The organism is Algivirga pacifica, assembly GCF_039543525.1.
Classification (GTDB): domain Bacteria; phylum Bacteroidota; class Bacteroidia; order Cytophagales; family Flammeovirgaceae; genus Algivirga; species Algivirga pacifica.
The window spans coordinates 41,904-60,172 of the sequence record NZ_BAABJX010000036.1 but is presented as its reverse complement, the minus strand read 5'-3'; the positions used below and the strand labels follow the sequence as shown (position 1 = coordinate 60,172).

At 40.1% G+C, this 18,269-nt stretch carries 13 protein-coding genes; 7 read left to right on the top strand and 6 right to left on the bottom strand.

Annotated elements, in window-relative coordinates:
- Window positions 1-26 precede the first annotated feature (26 nt).
- The 3 genes from lacZ to ABD985_RS12290 all read right to left on the bottom strand — a co-directional run bounded on the left by lacZ (window position 27) and on the right by ABD985_RS12290 (window position 7,419).
- Window positions 27-3,194, bottom strand: a complete 3,168-nt coding sequence (gene lacZ, locus ABD985_RS12300; protein WP_345372157.1) for a beta-galactosidase, LacZ type — start codon at window positions 3,192-3,194, stop codon at window positions 27-29.
- A 321-nt stretch (window positions 3,195-3,515) separates the two neighbouring features.
- Entirely contained in the window at window positions 3,516-5,543 is a 2,028-nt protein-coding gene (locus ABD985_RS12295; protein WP_345372155.1) for an MGH1-like glycoside hydrolase domain-containing protein, read from the bottom strand.
- Window positions 5,544-5,841: 298 nt separating this feature from the next.
- Entirely contained in the window at window positions 5,842-7,419 is a 1,578-nt protein-coding gene (locus tag ABD985_RS12290; protein WP_345372153.1) for a tetratricopeptide repeat protein, read from the bottom strand.
- A gap of 337 nt (window positions 7,420-7,756) precedes the next feature.
- Between ABD985_RS12290 and ABD985_RS12285 the strand changes: the two genes are divergently transcribed.
- Together ABD985_RS12285 and ABD985_RS12280 are read left to right on the top strand one after the other, a co-directional pair.
- The gene (locus ABD985_RS12285) at window positions 7,757-8,065 is read left to right on the top strand and encodes a hypothetical protein (protein WP_345372151.1); all 309 of its coding nucleotides are present in this window, start codon (window positions 7,757-7,759) and stop codon (window positions 8,063-8,065) included.
- A 355-nt stretch (window positions 8,066-8,420) separates the two neighbouring features.
- Complete coding sequence (locus tag ABD985_RS12280) at window positions 8,421-9,212, top strand: hypothetical protein (RefSeq protein ID WP_345372149.1); 792 nt, start codon at window positions 8,421-8,423, stop codon at window positions 9,210-9,212.
- A gap of 256 nt (window positions 9,213-9,468) precedes the next feature.
- On the opposite strand, the gene ABD985_RS12275 is transcribed toward ABD985_RS12280, so the two are convergent.
- A complete protein-coding gene (locus ABD985_RS12275; protein WP_345372147.1) occupies window positions 9,469-10,419 on the bottom strand; it encodes an aldo/keto reductase in 951 nt (316 codons plus the stop codon).
- 30 nt (window positions 10,420-10,449) lie between these two features.
- Window positions 10,450-11,139 (bottom strand): metallophosphoesterase family protein, encoded by a 690-nt coding sequence (locus ABD985_RS12270; protein WP_345372145.1) that lies wholly within the window; start codon window positions 11,137-11,139, stop codon window positions 10,450-10,452.
- A 250-nt stretch (window positions 11,140-11,389) separates the two neighbouring features.
- Here ABD985_RS12270 and ABD985_RS12265 point away from each other — a divergent pair, with 250 nt between their 5' ends.
- The 5 genes from ABD985_RS12265 (at window position 11,390) to ABD985_RS12245 (ending at window position 17,388) form a co-directional block, all read left to right on the top strand.
- Window positions 11,390-11,896 (top strand): hypothetical protein, encoded by a 507-nt coding sequence (locus tag ABD985_RS12265; RefSeq protein ID WP_345372144.1) that lies wholly within the window; start codon window positions 11,390-11,392, stop codon window positions 11,894-11,896.
- 446 nt (window positions 11,897-12,342) lie between these two features.
- Entirely contained in the window at window positions 12,343-12,870 is a 528-nt protein-coding gene (locus ABD985_RS12260) for a hypothetical protein (RefSeq protein ID WP_345372141.1), read from the top strand.
- 393 nt (window positions 12,871-13,263) lie between these two features.
- Window positions 13,264-14,472: an S-layer homology domain-containing protein gene (locus ABD985_RS12255; RefSeq protein WP_345372139.1), complete on the top strand. Its 1,209-nt coding sequence runs from the start codon at window positions 13,264-13,266 to the stop codon at window positions 14,470-14,472.
- 423 nt (window positions 14,473-14,895) lie between these two features.
- Complete coding sequence (locus tag ABD985_RS12250; protein ID WP_345372137.1) at window positions 14,896-16,515, top strand: DUF1186 domain-containing protein; 1,620 nt, start codon at window positions 14,896-14,898, stop codon at window positions 16,513-16,515.
- A gap of 225 nt (window positions 16,516-16,740) precedes the next feature.
- Window positions 16,741-17,388, top strand: coding sequence for a class I SAM-dependent methyltransferase (locus ABD985_RS12245; protein WP_345372135.1), 648 nt, complete (start codon window positions 16,741-16,743; stop codon window positions 17,386-17,388).
- Window positions 17,389-17,474: 86 nt separating this feature from the next.
- Here ABD985_RS12245 and ABD985_RS12240 read toward each other — a convergent pair whose 3' ends face one another.
- Window positions 17,475-18,152, bottom strand: coding sequence for a hypothetical protein (locus tag ABD985_RS12240; RefSeq protein WP_345372133.1), 678 nt, complete (start codon window positions 18,150-18,152; stop codon window positions 17,475-17,477).
- Window positions 18,153-18,269: the final 117 nt, after the last annotated feature.

Here is an 18,269-nt window from a genome sequence, read left to right as displayed (position 1 = left end):
GTTCGCTCTCCCCGTGTGATTGTTTGTTATTTTTCAGATTGTAGGTTGTATTGATAGGTACTTTGTTGGTTAGGTTGATAATTTCCAGAGACAGGAGTCATACGGAAACGGTAGTAATAGTGTCCCGGAGTGATACGGTATTCTGGATGTGCTTGCGCTCTCCATCCCCAAGTGGTATCACCACCGACTCCCATTTGTTTCAGGTCGATATGTAAACTGATCAGGTTCTCCGGATAGACTTCTGCTCCATGCGACATCGTATGTACGCCTTGGTGTTCTAGTTGTTCAGGTGAAAATTGCTGGGCAGTGATTTGTAGTGGTTGTGCACCTGAAATCAGGATGCCGGTTTGTTGTTTATTCAAGAAGCTGATCCATCGAACATCCATTTTTTGACCATTTTCCTGTGGGCGTACATAAGGATAGTACTGTTCCCAAACCGTAGACTGATAGCGCCCCAGTGCCATACCACTCTTTCGATCGGCATAACTTTCCAGTGGCCCTCTTCCGTACCACTCCATTTGCTGTAAATCACTTCTTAGCTCCATATACATGCCTATGCGAGGAACCGTTGGAAGGGAGTCATTCAAATGGAAGTGCGTTTCGACTTCGATCTCTCCATTGGCATAAATGTGATAGGCACTATTGACATAACTGCTGTCTACTACTGCTAAAGCCTGTTTTACATGGACAGTGACATAGCCCTCCTGTTCTAAGGTTTTAATAGATTGTACTTTGGTATACTTTCCTGCGTCTTTCCATACGTGGAGCTTTTCTTTCATGCCCCAGGCTAAGTCATTTTCTGTAGGCGCTCTCCAAAAGTCGGGGCGAAGGGGAGCGTGTAACAGCTCTTCTCCTTTGGTATTCCATGAAGATAAAGCCCCCGTCTCTCTGTTGAATTGAACTAGGAAATTAGAACCTTTTATAGTGATGGTAGTAGATTGTTCCTGCACGTTCAAAGTGCCGGAAGGAATAGTCGCTATACGTTTAGGGGATTGCTGAAGTATAAATTGGTCCCAGCCAATTTCAAATCCCTTGGGTAGCATTCCTGTATTTTTTTTGGTTTTTATAAAAAAAGTGATGGTATACTCTATGCCATTTTCTTTTGGTAATTCTGGGAGTTGCACTTGGAAGGATACTGTATCCTGTGCTGCAACAGAGGGCATAGGGATCACTTCATTGTTGAAAGGTACTCCATTACGATCGATGCGGTAAGTGAGCGTATAGGCATCGGTTGTATTGAAGTTAAAGCGGTTCCAGAGCTTGAATTCCCCTTGAGCAGGATTATCTGATAAGATTCGGATCGGTTGGTAGACTTTTTTTACTTCCCAGGCATGAGGATTATATTGTCGATCGCTGGTCACTAGTCCATTAGCACAGAAAGAAGAGTCATTGGAGATACCGATATAGCCCATATCTCCTCCATAGGCATAGTATTGCTCCCCTTTGTAGTTGGTTTGTACAAAGGTTTGGTCTGCCCAGTCCCAAATAAATCCACCCTGTAGACTTGGTTCACTGTCAATCAGGTCCCAGTAGTCTTGCAGGTTGCCAATGCTATTGCCCATGGCGTGGGCATACTCACAAAGAATATAAGGCTTTTGATAGTCTCCCTGTATATATTCTTTCATCCAGTCGATGGTCGCATACATGGGTGCTGTGATATCCGTATGTGCTTTGGAGCGGGCTTGCTCATACTGTACCGGACGGGAAGGGTCTCTTTCCTTGATCCAGGCAGAGGTTGCTTCAAAGTTGACGCCATCCCCAGCTTCATTCCCCAGAGACCAGACAATGATAGACGGATGGTTTTTACTTCTTTCCAACATACGTTGGGTACGGTTCAGGTGAGCAGCCATCCAGGTGGTATCTTTGGCTAATGATTTTTCCCCGTAACCCATCCCGTGCGACTCAATATTAGCTTCATCTACGATATACATTCCGTACTGGTCACAGAGCTCATACCATTTGGCATGGTTGGGATAATGGCTACTTCTTACCGCATTGATATTAAGCTGTTGCATTAGCTTAATATCTTTACGCATTTCTTCTTCTGTAATAATATTACCGTTATAGGCTGAGTGCTCATGGCGGTTGACACCCCTGATAGTGACAGCTTTGCCATTCACTAATAACTGTCGGTTTTTGATCTCAACTTTACGAAAACCAATCGCTCTTACGGTGGATTCCAGTAGTTCACCATTGGTATTATATAACGAGAGGCGCATGTCATACAGTTGAGGTGTTTCTGCGCTCCACGGACGTATATTTTTCAGTGTTTTATAAAAGGATAGCGTTGCTGTTCCATTTTTTAGACGAGTAGTTTTTCTTTTCTGGAATAAGACGGCATGTGTGTCTTTGTCCATGATTTCTACTTCTACCTGATAGTTGGATCTGTCTTGAAGGAATTGCTTCAGCTCAATATCCAACGAGAAGTCTCCATTTTCATAACTTTCATCCAGGCCTGCCTTTACAAAGAAATCCTGAATATGCGTATGCGGACGACGATAGAGATAGACATCCCTTTCAATACCACTCATTTTCCACATGTCCTGATCTTCTAAGTAAGAGCCGTCACTAAAACGGTATACTTCTGCCGAAAGAGTATTTTCACCTTCCTTAATGTACTTTGTTATATTGAAGACCATTGGCGTTTTGCTGCCTTGTCCGTAGCCTACTTTTTTGCCATTAATCCATAGGTACATCGCAGAATTTACTGCTCCAAAATGGATAAACACCTGATCGTTATTCCATCCTGCTGGTAGGGTAAATGTACGTTTGTAAGACCCTACAGGGTTGTGGTCGTCTGGTACATAAGGAGGATTGGGGTCAAAAGGATAAGGAACATCCGTATAAATGGGAGCGCTATATCCCTGTAACTCAATGTTGGAAGGAACCTCAATTTCTTTCCAGCGGCTAACGTCAAAGTCCTCCTGATAAAAAGTGATTGGTCGTTTGGCAGGGGTTACCGCCCAATGAAATTTCCATTTTCCATTAAGGGAAAGGTAGTTTTCAGAATCTTGCCAATCTTTTAGAAATGCTTTTTCCTTTTGCTGAAAGGTATAGAAAGTCGCTCTGGGACTTTCCATATTGATGTTAAAGACTTGGGGATTCTCCCAATCAGATGTAGGGATTTGCCCCCAGAGCGTGTACCCCAGCAAGAGTAAACCCAAGGTTAGTGTGTAGGGAATGGTTTGCTTCATGTGTTTAAGTTTAGGCAATAGTTAGCCAGGGTTGCCTTTGGAAGGCAACCTGACCAAGCTATATGGTTGTTGAATTGTTGAGTCCATTACATGGCGTCGGTTACGCCGCTGGTTGAGTAGCACTTCATGCTGTTGAGATTCACCTTCGGTGAGTTGAGTTTTTTAGTGTTGAGATACTAGAGCTTCGCTCATTGAATAGACCATGGCATGACGTATCGTTTATTCAATCAACAAATCAACAAAGCTCAACTCACCGAAGGTGAATCTCAACAGAGCGAAGCTCTACTCAACCAGCCGCGTAAGCGGCCTCAACAGCAGAGGTTACTTGAAAAGCATCAGCAGATGCGCTGCGCTCCAGCTAAAATGTTTAGCATTTAATCCTTGCTTACTGATTGGGTGGTAGTTTTCCCGTATTGGTTTGTTGGAAGTGAGGCCATCTGCAGCCTCAATCAGTTTCTCAGCCATATCAATGGCTTCATCTTTATATCCATAATACTGCATTCCTTTGAGTGCAAAGTATGCCTGATCTAGCCACACCGGACCTCTCCAGTATCCTTTTTGAGGATTAAAGAGAGGGTGAGCAGCACTTAGGGTTGGGAAAGGTATTGGTGTATTGAACTTACTGCTATCCATCATTACCTTTACCACTCCTTCTGCCTGTCCTTTATCGGCAATCTGGTTATATAGGGGAGCCCATCCTTCTGGTCCCTGAATTCGGATTGGTTTTTTCGTTTTTAACCTTCGATCATAGAAGTATCCATCTTTTGCGTGGTAAAAAGAAGTTTTCAGTACTTCTTTTAGCTCTTTCGCTTCTTTTTGATAGCGTCTGCCATCTTCTGTTATACCCAGGATATCGGCCAACTTTGTAAGGTATACTTTCTCTTGATAGAGGTAAGCATTGAGGTCAATAGATTCCTGGTTGATAGAGTAAGCACCTTTGGTTTGATTATTCAGAATAACAGCGCTGTCAAATCGAACGGCATTGTCCATGCCACTTTCCCAAGCAGCTGCAATTCGGGTACCATCGGTAGAACCATATTCGCAGATACCATTTTGGTCATGGTCCCGATAGGTATACCACCAGTAATGGTACTTTTTGAGTTGAGGGTAAAGTTCTCTCACAAAACTGCTGTCTCCTGTTTCAGTAAAGACTTCGTAGATGGCCCATCCAGAAAGGGGGGCTTTGGTATTTCTCCAGTTGACACTCTCCAGTTCGGGATCACGGAAGAAGCAATCGGCAATCATTCCCTCTTCGTTTTGGTAGTCATACATAGCACGGATCTGGTCCTTTGCCAGTTCTGGTTCAAATGGTGCAATGGCTACGGCATGTTTCCAGGAGTCCCATGCCCAAAGTCCCTGAAAGTACTTGGCAGCATAGGAAGGCACAATCCCTTGATGCTGAAAGCCTCCTGCAGCACTTCTCCAGTTATGGATAAGCGTAACCAATGATTTAGCAGCAACTGTTCTGTGTAGTTGGGCAGAAAGTAATGCCTTTTTTCTATGCGTTTTAAAGAGTGTTTTGAAATACTTATCCCAGCGTTCTTCATTTTGTATCTCAAACGTATCCCCTTGCTTTAAGATGGTTGCAGTTTGGAGTGGAGAACGTTTTCTTTCTTCTTTGGATAAGGTAAAGCGTACAAGGAGAGACTCTTCCCAAAAACCGTTTCTGAATAAGGTAAAAGGAGTATGCTGATAGTGGTAAGCAAGGGAGTCGGAAGTAATTAGCTTTCCCTTTTCCTGAAAGAAGACTTCAACGGCTTCCTCCTTGGCAATAGGGATATATAACCCTTTGGATTTATACCTTATCGCTCGATCGTCTTGTGAAAAGATTTTCCCTTTCCAGCTTGTTTGTAGCTCTCTTTTTTCTCCTTGATTATGAATTTTTGCTTTTAGGAAAGCAGTGCGCTCATCAATAAAGAAGAGTGATAAAGAGATCTTCAAGTCTTCTACCTTGATTTCCTGCTGCAGTATTCCGGGGTAGAAATCATTTTTTATCAGTTTTCCTTCTGAAAGGGCAATGGCTTTTCCTGATACAGGATCGTGAAGTGTAAGTTTTAAAAGCTCGGGACTAATCCATTCACTTTCCTGTTGTCTCATGACAAACGGTCCTGTAAATCCTCCAAAAGCAGCCTTGTCACTGTCTTTAGGTAGCCCAAAAGAATGCCAGCTTCCCAAGTCAGAAAAAGAGGACAGATGCTCATCCTGAGGAGTGACTGGTATACCTTTTAGGTCCAGTATATTCTTAAAGTGCTTGCGGTGATAATTATAGTCAGAAAGGCTATGTTTCTGACAAGAAAACAAGCATGCTGATAAAGCGAGTAAAATACCTGAAAATTGAACAGTTCTCATAAAGTATGAACGTAGTATTGTGTTGTCTGATTGGCTCTCGAAAGACAAATAAATGAGGAAGATTATTCAATCAAAACTTTTACACCTATACACGATCTATACAAGGAGTGTGGTATTCTTTATGTGAATGTTATATTATTGATTTTCAATTAATTGTGATTAATATTTTAAGTTGTGATATTCTTGGAGAAGTTTTATGCTGTAGGGGTATACCTCAACAGTTTTTGTAATTTTTAATGAGGAGTAATTAATGATTAATCATTGAAAATTGACCATTAATAATTGAAAATTTAAAAACTCACACTCCCATAATAAATTCTTTCAAGGATTCACCTTTTTCTAGGTTCAGTTTTTTTCGTAAACGATAACGACCCATTTCTACGGAGCGTACTTCAATATGGTGCTTCAGCGCAATTTCTTTAGAGGTAAGATTATTTCGGATATCCACGATTAAGGAAGTATCTTTTTCGGTTAGGTGAGGGAATTGTCGGTGCAGTCTGCTCATAAAATCATTGATAACCTCTTGGGAGTATACCCCTGTTTCTTCAGCACGTTCAATAAGAGAAATCAGTAATCGCCAGCCTTCCTGAATTTCTTTGGAGGGGGAGGCTTTGACTTGGGCTCTCATGGCTTGCACAATCTCATTTCGTTCAGAGATACTCAAGGCCAGTTCTTCTAGTTTTTTGCTTTTGAAAGACAATTCATAAGAGAGGTTTTCCTTTTCAGTAAGCGTTTGTTGAAGCTGTGCCTCCAGCAGTTGTTGCTTAAGCTTCTTTTTCTCATTGTTGGTTTTGTATCTATAGATAACAAGGAGTATCAGTAGTATAGAGATGAGGATAGATATACCACCGATAATCCAACCTTGATATTGAAGTGTCTGATTTTTTTCAATAATCAGTTGCTTGTCGTGAAGTTGTGTTTCCTGTAGGCTAAGCAGGTAGTTCATAACGGATTGGGTCGTACGGTTATGTACCTTCTTATAGAGTTGCTGATAGGCAATGAGTGCTTCATAAGCCTGTACAGTATCTCCGGTGATTTGCTTTAGCTCTTGTAGCGTATGGTAATATTCCAGGAGTACAAAGCTGTAGGATGTTTCAGGAACATATTGTGCTGCTTTATTGAGATACGTGCTGGCTGCCTTATAATTTTTTTGTCCCATCTCAACTTTGCAGAGGTTGGTCAGGGATTCAATGGAGAGAGAAACGCTGGGCTTATCATAGGCAAGCGCATTCAGTAACTCTTCTTTTGCCTTTTGCCATTGTTTCATTTTGGTATAGACTACACCTGTATTGACGGCAAGTGTGGCTTCGAGGCCGGGATAGGCATTATTGTATTGCTGATGTACCTGTTTGGCTTCCATAAAATAGTCCAACGCTTTCTCCAAGTGGTTCTCACTCATGGCATCTAGTCCAAGCGCATTGATATACCGAACTTCACTGTAGTGGTCTTTTCTTAAGCGAGCAATTTTTAGGGCCTTTTGATGATAAGGGTAAGCACGGGAAGCATTGCCCATATCATAGTAGGTCCATCCCAAGGTAGTCAGTAGTTCCTGATAGATCGCACTGCTGTCATTTTCTTCAAATAATTCTAATCCTTTTAGACTATAGATCAGTGCTGAATGATACTCATGTTTATAAAGGTATCCCTGTGCCATGTTCCAGTAGGATGTAGCTTTTCCATTAACATTTTTTTCAGCCCATTCCGTAAGGGCAAGCTGTGCCAGATAGATACAGCTATCCGGATAACTTTCCTGTAATTTCTGTGCCCTTTGGTTGAGAAGGTCAGGTTCATGATGGATACTTTGATTTTCTAAGGCAAAAGAAGTATTGATTTGAAAAAAAATAAGAATGAGTCCAAGAAGTGTGTTGCTATTCATAGCCGTAGTTTATTCTGTTTATGTTGCTTGCTAGTTGATAAAATATCTGATTGTCATAAATCAGTAAAATATATAATTATACGAGGATGTTTTCTTTTACCAAAAGGAAATGTTATCCAAAGTTGAAAACCTACAAATATAATAAAAAACCATCTTGTAAATGTTGATTATACACTTATGATTTTAGTGACCCTGATTACAGTTTGTGGAATAGGGCTTTAGTATTATTGTAGTGAAAACAAAAGAGCCGTACCTGAATAGGTCATATTATAAAAATGATGGCCTTTGCTATACAGCCCCATGAAACGAATCAACGAACCTTAAAACACTTACTCCAATGAAACTAGTCTTTATATATTCCCTGGACGATGGTCGAGACAATGAACTACACCGAATTATCCAAATTGCAGGAGCGACAGTCTTTAGTGAATCCCCTGTGAGTGGTGTGTATACAAATGCAGGCGATGATTATCGGTGGTTTGGACAAGTAGGAATGCAAACGGAATCTAAAATGTATATGCTGGCAGTGACGGAGGAACAAGCTAGTGATTTGGTGACTTTGATAGATGACTATAATGAAGCACATGAGAAACATCCTTTTCATGCTTACAGTATTAGTGTAGATCAAATGACACAGGTGCAATAGTGTCTGAGTATTGATTACAAGTGGAAGAGAGGGGGCATGGTTTGCCTTCTTTCTTTTCCGCAAGTGCACTACTGGATTTGTTCATGTTGTTGAATTGAGCTTCGCTCGTTCATGATGTTTAGTTGTTAAACAAACCATTACATGGTATCTCCAATTTCACCTTCGGTGAGTGGAATGGATTATGATATGTGAATTATTTAAGGAGTTTCAGAAAACAATTCAATGAGCGAAACTCACTTAAAAACCTCAACAACTAAACAATATGAACGCAGTTGTGAAACAACTGCAATTAAACATCATGAACAAAGAGATAAACCATCACATATTCTGCTAACTCCTAAAACTAGACACCAATATGACACATGCAACGGAATACCAATCGCTGAGCTTACATCTTTCCATAAAAGAGAAGTTGCAGCTTATTCGAAAAGGAGCCTCTACCTCTTTAGTGCTTCTTATATTTGGAATCACCTTTTCCTTTACCTCAGGACCAGGTATCCAGTGGTATGAAAGCCTAAGGTTGGAATATGGAAAGACAGGTCTGGTTGATGCGACGCTTGAGCACAAGACTTCCTTGGGCTTTAATAGTCAACAGGAGGAGATCTTTCAATATAATTTCATATTTGATGTGGATGGAACAGCCTATCGTGGATACTCGTTTTCTGAGCACTATAATTTAGATGATCCTGCCGGGAAAGTAAAAGCAGAGTTCCTGCTTTCTGCCCCTGCCATCAGCAGAGTTGTAGGGACTCACAAAGTGCAGGAAGGGTATTTTTTATCCATGATGGGGCTGTTGCCATTGATTATAGGAGTACTATTGATGTTTCCTAGTTTTCACAAGCTGTATAAGATTCGATATATCCTAAAAGATGCAGTAGTATCAATAGCGTTACTCAAAGACAGTAAGCCAACAGTTAAGCAACGTAATAATCGTCTGTTTTATGATGTATATTATCGTTATGCTTATAATGGGAAGTCGTATACGCATAAAAAGTATACGAATAAGTTGAAGAAGTATCAGAAAGATCAGGTGATCTTTTTCTCTCGCAGTAAACCAGAAAAAGCGGTTTTATTGAATACTTTGCCTATGCAGTTACAAAATAAAATAAGAAGAAGTTTGGCCGCTGCTCCAAACCATAGTTCATAATGTTTAATAGAGCTTCGCTCGTTCATAATGTTTAGTTGAATGATTGAATGGAGCTTTGCCCCATTAAGTGATGCTGTAACTTCACCTTTGGTGACCATTGTATGGCCTGTGATTCGAGTTAAACTGTTGTATGAGTGATATAATATCAATCAACAGTTCAGCTCAAATCAACGATTCAACAAGCAGCGTAAGCTGCCTCAACGATTCAACTAAACACTATGAACGAGCGAAGCTCAACTAAACACTATGAACAAGATTATTTCCAGAGGTCTTCTTTCTTATAAGTACCTCCTTTCAAAAACCAGAAAGACCCATCCAGATACCTTCTATTTTTATCCAGGGCTTTAATCGCCGCCATATCCTCTTCAGACAGCTTAAGGTCATTTGCTTTTAAATTAGCCTTGATACGTTCTGGGTTAACAGATTTTGGTATAACAGAAGTCCCTCTTTGTAAGGCCCATGCCAAGGTAACTTGTGCTGGGGATACCTTATGCCTTTTTGCAATGGCATTGATGGTATTGTCTTCCAATAATATAGGGTCGTCTTCTTTTCTTAAGTCACCAGGGCGGTCCGGTGAGCCTAATGGGGAGTAGCCCGTATAATGAATATCGTTAGCCTTACAATATTCCAGTAATTCATTTTGCTGTAAGTAAGGATGTGATTCCACCTGATTCATTTCAGGTTTAATATTGCTGACAGCCACCAGGTCTTTTAGGCGTTGCAATCCGAAGTTACATACCCCGATATGTTTGGTTAACCCTTTTCGAACGGCTTCTTCCATACCAGTCCAGGTTTCAGAAATAGGCAACTCACTCAAAGGGATTTGCTCCTCGGCCTTACTGGTGGATAGGACTCCTTTTTTATGGGCTACAGGCCAGTGAATAAGGTAAAGGTCCAGATAGTCAGTTTGCAAATCATTCAGTGTTTGCTGTAGGGCAGGGACAACACTTCCCTTGGCGTGGGAGTCATTCCAAAGTTTGGAGGTTATCCATAAATCAGAACGCTGAACGATTCCTCTTTTGTAAGCCTCTGTGAGTGCTTCTCCAATTTCTTTTTCATTCCCATAGATAAAAGCACAATCCAAGTGACGATATCCCGCTTCTAAAGCTGCAAGAACAGCATCATATACTTCTCCTTTCTCAGACTTCCAAGTGCCCAAACCTAGGGCAGGCATGACATCGTTGTTTCTAAATGTAAGGGTATACATGAAAATTATATTAATTGTGAAAAAATAGAATTATTGTGTAAAAGCTTCCACACAAGGCTCAAGATGTAGCTGCATACTATTGAGATGAAGTACAGAGAGGTGCCCATGCCCGGGTCTTTCTGTATAAATACAGCCACTATCTAAATTGAGATATCTTTGCTGTGGTAGATTATCTAACATGGTTTTTAGCTCGTCAATAGGGCGAGGGGTGTGTCCATGGATAATGTATCGGTCTTCTAGCCAATGGTAATTGATGTCTTCGTACCAGTTCCTGATCCATAACATAGAAAACAAATCACTCATAGGGTCTGCCACCTCAAAGTTGAGCCCAGCATGTACAAATAGGAAGTTGTCTTTCGTATAACACACAGAAAGACCCATCAAGAAAACAATGTATTGACGGTCTAAGTCACTGAGGTCTTGTATCCCGAAACTGTCAAGAGTAGTATCTCCTCCATTGCGTAACCATCCTTTTAATACATTGGTATCGTAGAAGGCCTGTAACATCATCTCTTCATGGTTTCCTTTTAAACAATGTACTTGATAGCCGGATGCTTTGAGGTGAAGTATAGTGTCGATTACCCCTTTGCTATCAGGGCCACGATCGATGTAGTCTCCTAAAAAGATTAATTCATCTCCTTCTTTAAGGCCTATATTCTGTAGTGCCTTTTGAAGTGTAAGGTTACAACCGTGAATATCAGAGAGTACAAAAGTGTTCATTGGGCTCAATATAATAGTGGATAATTAAGATAAGGGATGTATTGGTCACTTATTCTGGGTGTGTCGTAGATGCAATTTTTTAGATAGAAATACTATTTTTTCAAATTAAGGATAAACTCCTACACTAAAAAATTCTAGAAAAAGGATTTAAGAAAGTGTATAAGGGCTAATACTTTTTTATTTTAATTTTAATTTACACATCTATGTGATCAGTGATTTTTTTTAATAACATCAGAACAAACAAGTAAACATGAAGCGAATCATCTTTTTTTTGCTGTCCTTTTACGGCTGCATGACTGTATCCATGGCACAATCTCCATTTCAGCTAGAGTATGGAACCGTCATTTATCAACACACTTTTGACTTTCCCCAAGGCTCTGTAAAAGAACTGGAGTACCGTTTTAGAAGAATACCAGAAGTGTTTGACCTTAAGTACAATGGAGCGACATTCACTGCGAATCTCCAAAATGTAAAAATGGATTTTGAACGATCGTATCGGGCGTGGATAGGCCTGAACTACCCTTATGAAGCAGGATTAACGGTTGAGTTTGCAGAGGATAAGTATACGGTGACCATCCGGGGGATTAAGTTTCAGGCAAGCAGTACTTCCCGCAAGGTCTATGACCTCACAGAATATGTAGCGAATAAAGAACGTACGGAGTTGATAGATAGTAAGAACCGTAACTATACCTTGAATGTGATTCATCAGTATTTTCAGGACACATTTGATATTGGTGCTGAGCTGTATAGTAAATAAGCTCTAAGGGAGAGAGCTACCTCAGGCACAAGGTGGGCACAGGCACTGTTCGTAGTATCCTTGCTACGAACAGTGCTATATTCAATTATTCATTCAGAGCTTTTCTGAATCAGTATTTCAAACAAGCTTTAAATATGATATAGGTCACTTTTTTTTTAAAATGAATAAAAGGGTTAAACGTCATTTTTACTTGTTTATGGAGATATCTTAAACCTGCGATTCCACAGGTTTAATCCTGTTTTTTAAGAATTTGATATTTGTATACGTTGTTATTTTCACCAAGCTCTATGATAGGGCTATTTTTTTTGATAAAAACTACTTTACTTCCCTTCAGGTTGAGGCAAAAGGTAAGGGAGATCCTTGTGGTCGTCCCAACGAAACTAAAAGGATTATAATGCCTCCTTCTTCTTCAACCCTGTGTGTTTATTGGCTAAAAATTTGAAAAGATGAGAAAACTAAAATTAACGTTACTGACTTTTATGTTGTTTAGCATAACCTATACGTTTGGACAGGAAACATTTAAAGTTGAATATGGAACAGTAGTGTACTCTAAATTTTTTCCATATGAATCTGGCAATATGGTAGAACAACTTAAAAAACACTTGGTCAACCAACCAGAGGTGTATGGCTTGAGTGATAACGGAGTGGTATTGATAGGTGGAATGGATCACGCTAAAGTAAACTACAATAAATATGGTGGAAAATACTTTGGAACATGGACGGCGCTAAATTACCCACTGTCGGCCGCTTTGGCTATTCAGTTCAAAAAGGATGGATATGTTGTGATAGTGAGAGGAATTAAGTTTGAGAAAAAAGGAACACGTCCTACTGTTTTTGACTTGAATGAGTATGCGATTAGAGACTCAGAGGGTACGCTAAAGGATAATGGAGGAACAGAAAGAGTGTTGAGCTATTTGGATCAGTATTTTAAAGAGTTGTTCACGATCCCTGTAATGGAAGTTACGAGTCGCTAAACTTTAAGACTATGTATACTAATGGCAAGATCCCTCCTCAAGAGGGGGAATGGATAAATAGAAACCTATTGAACTTCAGTGATTTTTTGATAAAGCCTTCAAATCGTAATGGTATTTGAAGGCTTTTTTGTGATCGTTGGATACGATGACAAAAAATAATTTCCTTCCTCTTTCCTTCAATTTCAGAAAATAGGTATCGATATAAAATTAAATTTTGCTTTTTATGCAGTGTTATGTCTTTTTTATTAAAAAATAAATACAATATTATGTTTTAAAGTAAAAAATATGTAGAATTAACTTGTGTATATTGATATATGTGAAAATTAATTTTAGTTTTTGGAGTATACTCAACATATTCTAAAAGCACTTTTTTACTCATAAACTATTCTTACAATGTTAAGATCATCTATTCAATTAGTACTTATTTTTTTACTGGGTGCCCTTTTTATTGGGTGTGAATCTACATTAGAAAGTGAATCATTAGAGCAGCCAGCGCCAGTGCAGCAGGTGGAAGAAACACGCTATAAAGGAGCGGAGTACAGCGCTAATGCTAGAACAGCAGATGTTGCCTCTCATTGGGCAGAACAAGAAATTAACTATATGATGGATAATGGGTATATTTCAGGTTACCCGGATGGGTCGTTTAGGCCAGATAATACCATTACCAGAGCAGAATATGCTTCTATGATTGTAGCAGTGCTTAATCCCGAGGAAAACCCTACCTATGCCAACAGAGATTTTTCTGATATTGGAGGGCATTGGGCCGAGGCCAAGATCTTACAAGTAGCTAGAGCAGGATATATGAGTGGCTATCCAGATGGTACCTTTGCACCAAATGCCACGATCTCCAGAACAGAGGTGTTTGCAGCATTGAATGCAGGCCTAGGAATTGGAACGGCAGATGAGTCTATTTTAGATCAATATACTGATGCATCTTCTATTGCTTCATGGGCAAGACCTTCGATCGCAAAAGCTACAGAGGCAGGGTTAGTTTATAACTATCCTACGATATCAAGATTGTGGCCAAATGAGGCGGCCTATCGTTGTGAAGCTGTTACCGCTCTTTTCCAGATGCTGGTTAGAGAAGGTGTTGCCTCACCTATTGCCAATGATTATCAGGTAAAGATAGAAACTTCTGTAGGAGGACATCCAGAGTATGCAGACTTTGCCAACGATAATCATGCTATGCTTTTGGACGAAGCTTGGGGGCAAATTACAGCAGGAACGCCATGTGCAGCCTTTGTATCGGCAACGCTAAGAAGATTTGACTATGATATCTGGGCAACAGTAACGGATGGTACACCTTACGAAAACTCATTGGGCTATTGCTTGAAGTATGAACTGCAGCGATACGGTTACCAGCAGTCTTTTGATATCTCAAAGGTAAGAAAAGGAGATATCTGTTTTACGATTGATAAGTGGTTCCCAGATAGTGATGGAGGTGGATATTACCCTACACACGTTTACTTCTTTATGGAATGGGTAACCCCTGGCCAAACAGATTATGCGTGGATCGTAGATAACCAAGGAAAGAGACATATCAGAAATATGACGGTAGATGGTGATTACGATAAAGTACAGTACTTTATGTACATTGATTAAGTAAGACTGCACTCATAAAGGTCAAAAGGGCTGTCATCTTTCTATAAGATGATGGCCCTTTTGTTTATGGGCGCCATGCAATGGTTATTGTTTATCGGTTATCGCTTATCGTTTAAAAAAAAATACACTTAGGGTATTGTATGTTACTTAGGGGGAAAATAATTTTCTTAACTGATAACTGATAACTGATAACTGATAACTGATAACTGATAACTGATAACTGATAACTGATAACTGATAACTGATAACTGATAACTGATAACTGATAACTGATAACTGATAACTGATAACTGATAACCGATAATCAAGTTTCTGTCATTTACGTTAAAACAGATCTTTTCTTAAGTTTGTGGACTGAAAAATCGTGACGATCTTCTGAAACGGAAATCGCAAGGACAATAAAAGTTTAGAAACATCCACAAAATGAAAGCATTGAATAGTCTCCCTTATCAGGTTACAGATAATACGGAAAAGGCCGATAGCGTCATCGCTTTACCTTCTCCTATTGCCCATTTACATTCCTCTTTAATCGATGGAATAGAACATGGAAAGGTTTCCGTAAAGAAAAAGCTAGAAGATTTAATTGAGCAATATCCCAAGTATCCGGCACTAAAACATATGCTGGCTGACTATTATCAAAGGTCAGGAAATGAAGAAAGTGCGATGGCATTAAATCTACAGACAGTGAAAGATCACCCTGGGTATATCTTTTCCAGAATGAACTTAGCCTATGCATTCCTGTCAATGGGTAACCTTGAAAAGGTGGGAGAACTGTTGGGTAAAACACTAACCCTTGAGGGGTTATATCCTAAACGTAAGGTATTTCACCAAGGCGAGGTGGTCATTTATTACTTTATCGCCTTACAGTATGCGGCCTCTGCCGGGGAGATGCAATATGCAAAAGATTGTTTGCAGTTGATGCGTAGTATTGATCCTGAAAATCATTTGATTGAAGCGGGAGAGGAAATATTGGACCTGTTGGAAGCAAGGAACTTTTCAAATGGAGGAACGGCTGAAAATTTTATAGCGGTCAAGGAAAATAATAATCCTAAGAGTAGAAAAAAGAAACAGCCTGCATTAAAGAATGAGGCGTTGAGCTTTATCTATACCACCGAACCAGGTGCAACCACTGATGAGCAATTACAAGAGGTGTTGGGACTTCCAAGAGAAGCCTTAATTGAGGACCTTAATGCGGTATTGGAGGATAGTATTAATCGTTTTAACTATCTGAAAAAACATATCCCAGAGTCTGAGGGGCCGGAAACAAATGCCTTCTTGCAACATGCGCTGTTGTTATTAGGAGCACTAAAAGCAGAGGAGAGTCTACCCAATATTCTGGAAGTACTACGCCAGAATAATAAGGTACTTGATTTCTATTTGGGGGAGTTCTTGAATGAAGTGGTATGGGATGTGCTTTATAAGGTAGGGAATGGACAACTATCTGTTTTAAAGGATTTCCTGAAAGAACCGGGAATCAATGCATATGCAAGAGATGCTGTTGCCAGAACAATACTGCAAGTAGCTTTACATAACCCTGAACGAAGAGAAGAGGTAGCCAATGCTTTTAAAGAGGTATTCCAATACTATACTGAGGTAACGCCAGAGGATAATATCCTGGATAGTGAAGCCTTAGGGGTAATGGTGGCTTACCTGATCGATGGTCAATTTGAGGAGACACTTCCTTATGTGAAAGAGCTGTATGACAAAGGTTATGTAGATGAGATGATTTGTGGTGATTATGAGCTATTCTCACAAATGTATGAAACGCAAGAAAGCCCTGTAGATGAAGATGACCTATACGATATCTATGTTTATTATGCAGAGGAACGAAATTGGTTGAACGGTGATCACCAGGATAGTTCTTTCGATATTCCTGAGGAATTGCCTGAAGAAGAGGAAGCGTTTATGAATAGCTACCTTACCCCTCAGGAATCATTGGAAATCACGCAACCGATTATTCGTGAGGAAAAAATCGGCAGAAATGATCCTTGTCCTTGTGGTAGTGGGAAGAAGTATAAGAAATGCTGCATGAAGAAGGGTTGAGTTGTTGAGGCGGCTTACGCCGCTAGTTGAGTGGAGCAAAGCTCCACTCAACGGCACGCAGTGCCACTCAACAAAGCGAACTAGCAGTATGACGCTTAATTATTCAACCTTAATCAGCCTTCAGTTTTTTCACTAACTTGTAACAAGTACTCAACTCACCGAAGGTGAATCTCAACGGCACGAAGTGCTACTCAACCAGCGGCGTTAGCCGCCTCAACAAAAACCATGAACTACACCTACCACACCAACAAACTCAGAGGCAAATTCAATGCCTGGGGACTCTCCCTCATCAACGAAAGCATGCATCACCTTTTTGGACGCTACAAAAAAGAACTCCTACAAGAAGTACCTGAATCTCTCGTAGAGATTGGAGCAGGAGCTGGTGCCAACATGCGTTACTACCCCAAAGGCACTAAAGTCATTGCGATAGAACCTAATATCCCCATGCATCCGTTTCTGAAAAAAGAAGCAGCAAAGTATGGGATAGAACTGGAAATTATTCCCGCCATGGCAGAGCAGATCCCTTTGCCTGATCACTCGGTAAGTATGGTCATTAGCACCTTAGTGCTCTGTACCGTACAAGATCCGGATCAATGCCTAAAGGAAATTAAGCGTATCCTTAGGCCGGAAGGGAAGTTTGTATTTCTTGAGCACGTAAGAGCTCAATCAAATAGTCGCTTACTTCACTTACAGAACCTGCTTCATGGTCCTTGGTGCTGGCTTTTTGAAGGTTGCCATACCAATAGAGATACAGCCTCCTTTATCCATAAGGCAGGATTTTCTAATGTGCAGTTGGATGCCTACCGCATGAAAATATGGGGGAGCACATTTTTTCCGGTGAGTCCACAGATTAAGGGAGTGGGGGTGAAGTAGGTGTGAGTAGACATCTATAGCGAGAGAGTCGGAAATTGTGATTTCATACTAACAGTAGAGCGAGAAGAACTTAATTATTTTTTTGATTATAGAATAGATAAATTATGGCTAAAGATTATGCTCAGTTGAATATTAGACATATAAACATCCAAATCTTGTGATTTGTACAGGTCAATAAAGTTATGTTGATAAGTTAAGGCTAAGCCATAGTCCCAATCACCTTGCTGAAAATTGATTCCTCCTGTAATTCTACCATAGCAACCCATTCTCCGAAATGAACCTAAAGGAGAGGGAGGGTCTGGGTAATAGTTTCTATTGATAAAATGTTCCTGTTTAAGTACCAAAGAAGGAGCAAGTCCCATTGCAATATATTTGTTCCAAGGACCTTGGGAACGTAATGCGACATCTAATGGAAAACTTATAGATTGCGTGCGATAAAACTCTTGTCGCAAAATATTAATTATCTCCTGGTAATGCTGATCGTTATTTGTTATTTGAATGATAACCTTTCCATTGAGTTGGTGAGCGGTTTCAAAATATTGTATTCCAGTTGTCAGTAGAAGATGAGGTTTGTAAGTATGGTTATAGGTAATACCCAGATAGGGTGTATTCATACGAACAGTATTTACCTCCATATAGCTCAGCAGACTTTCAGGGTAGTCAGCACCGTGGTATAGGTTTCCGATGGAAAAAGAGATGGAGTTTTGTGCTTTAGCCGTGAAGGTACATAGAAGTAGTAGCAGACTTAATGAGATTTTATGCATAAGGGATAATGGAATAAAAAGTATCTATTTACTCAGAGGATCTAAGGGATATATCCCCCGAATGTTAAAAAATAAATGTAGTCATCCGATTGATGATTGGTGACGTACACTAATGAC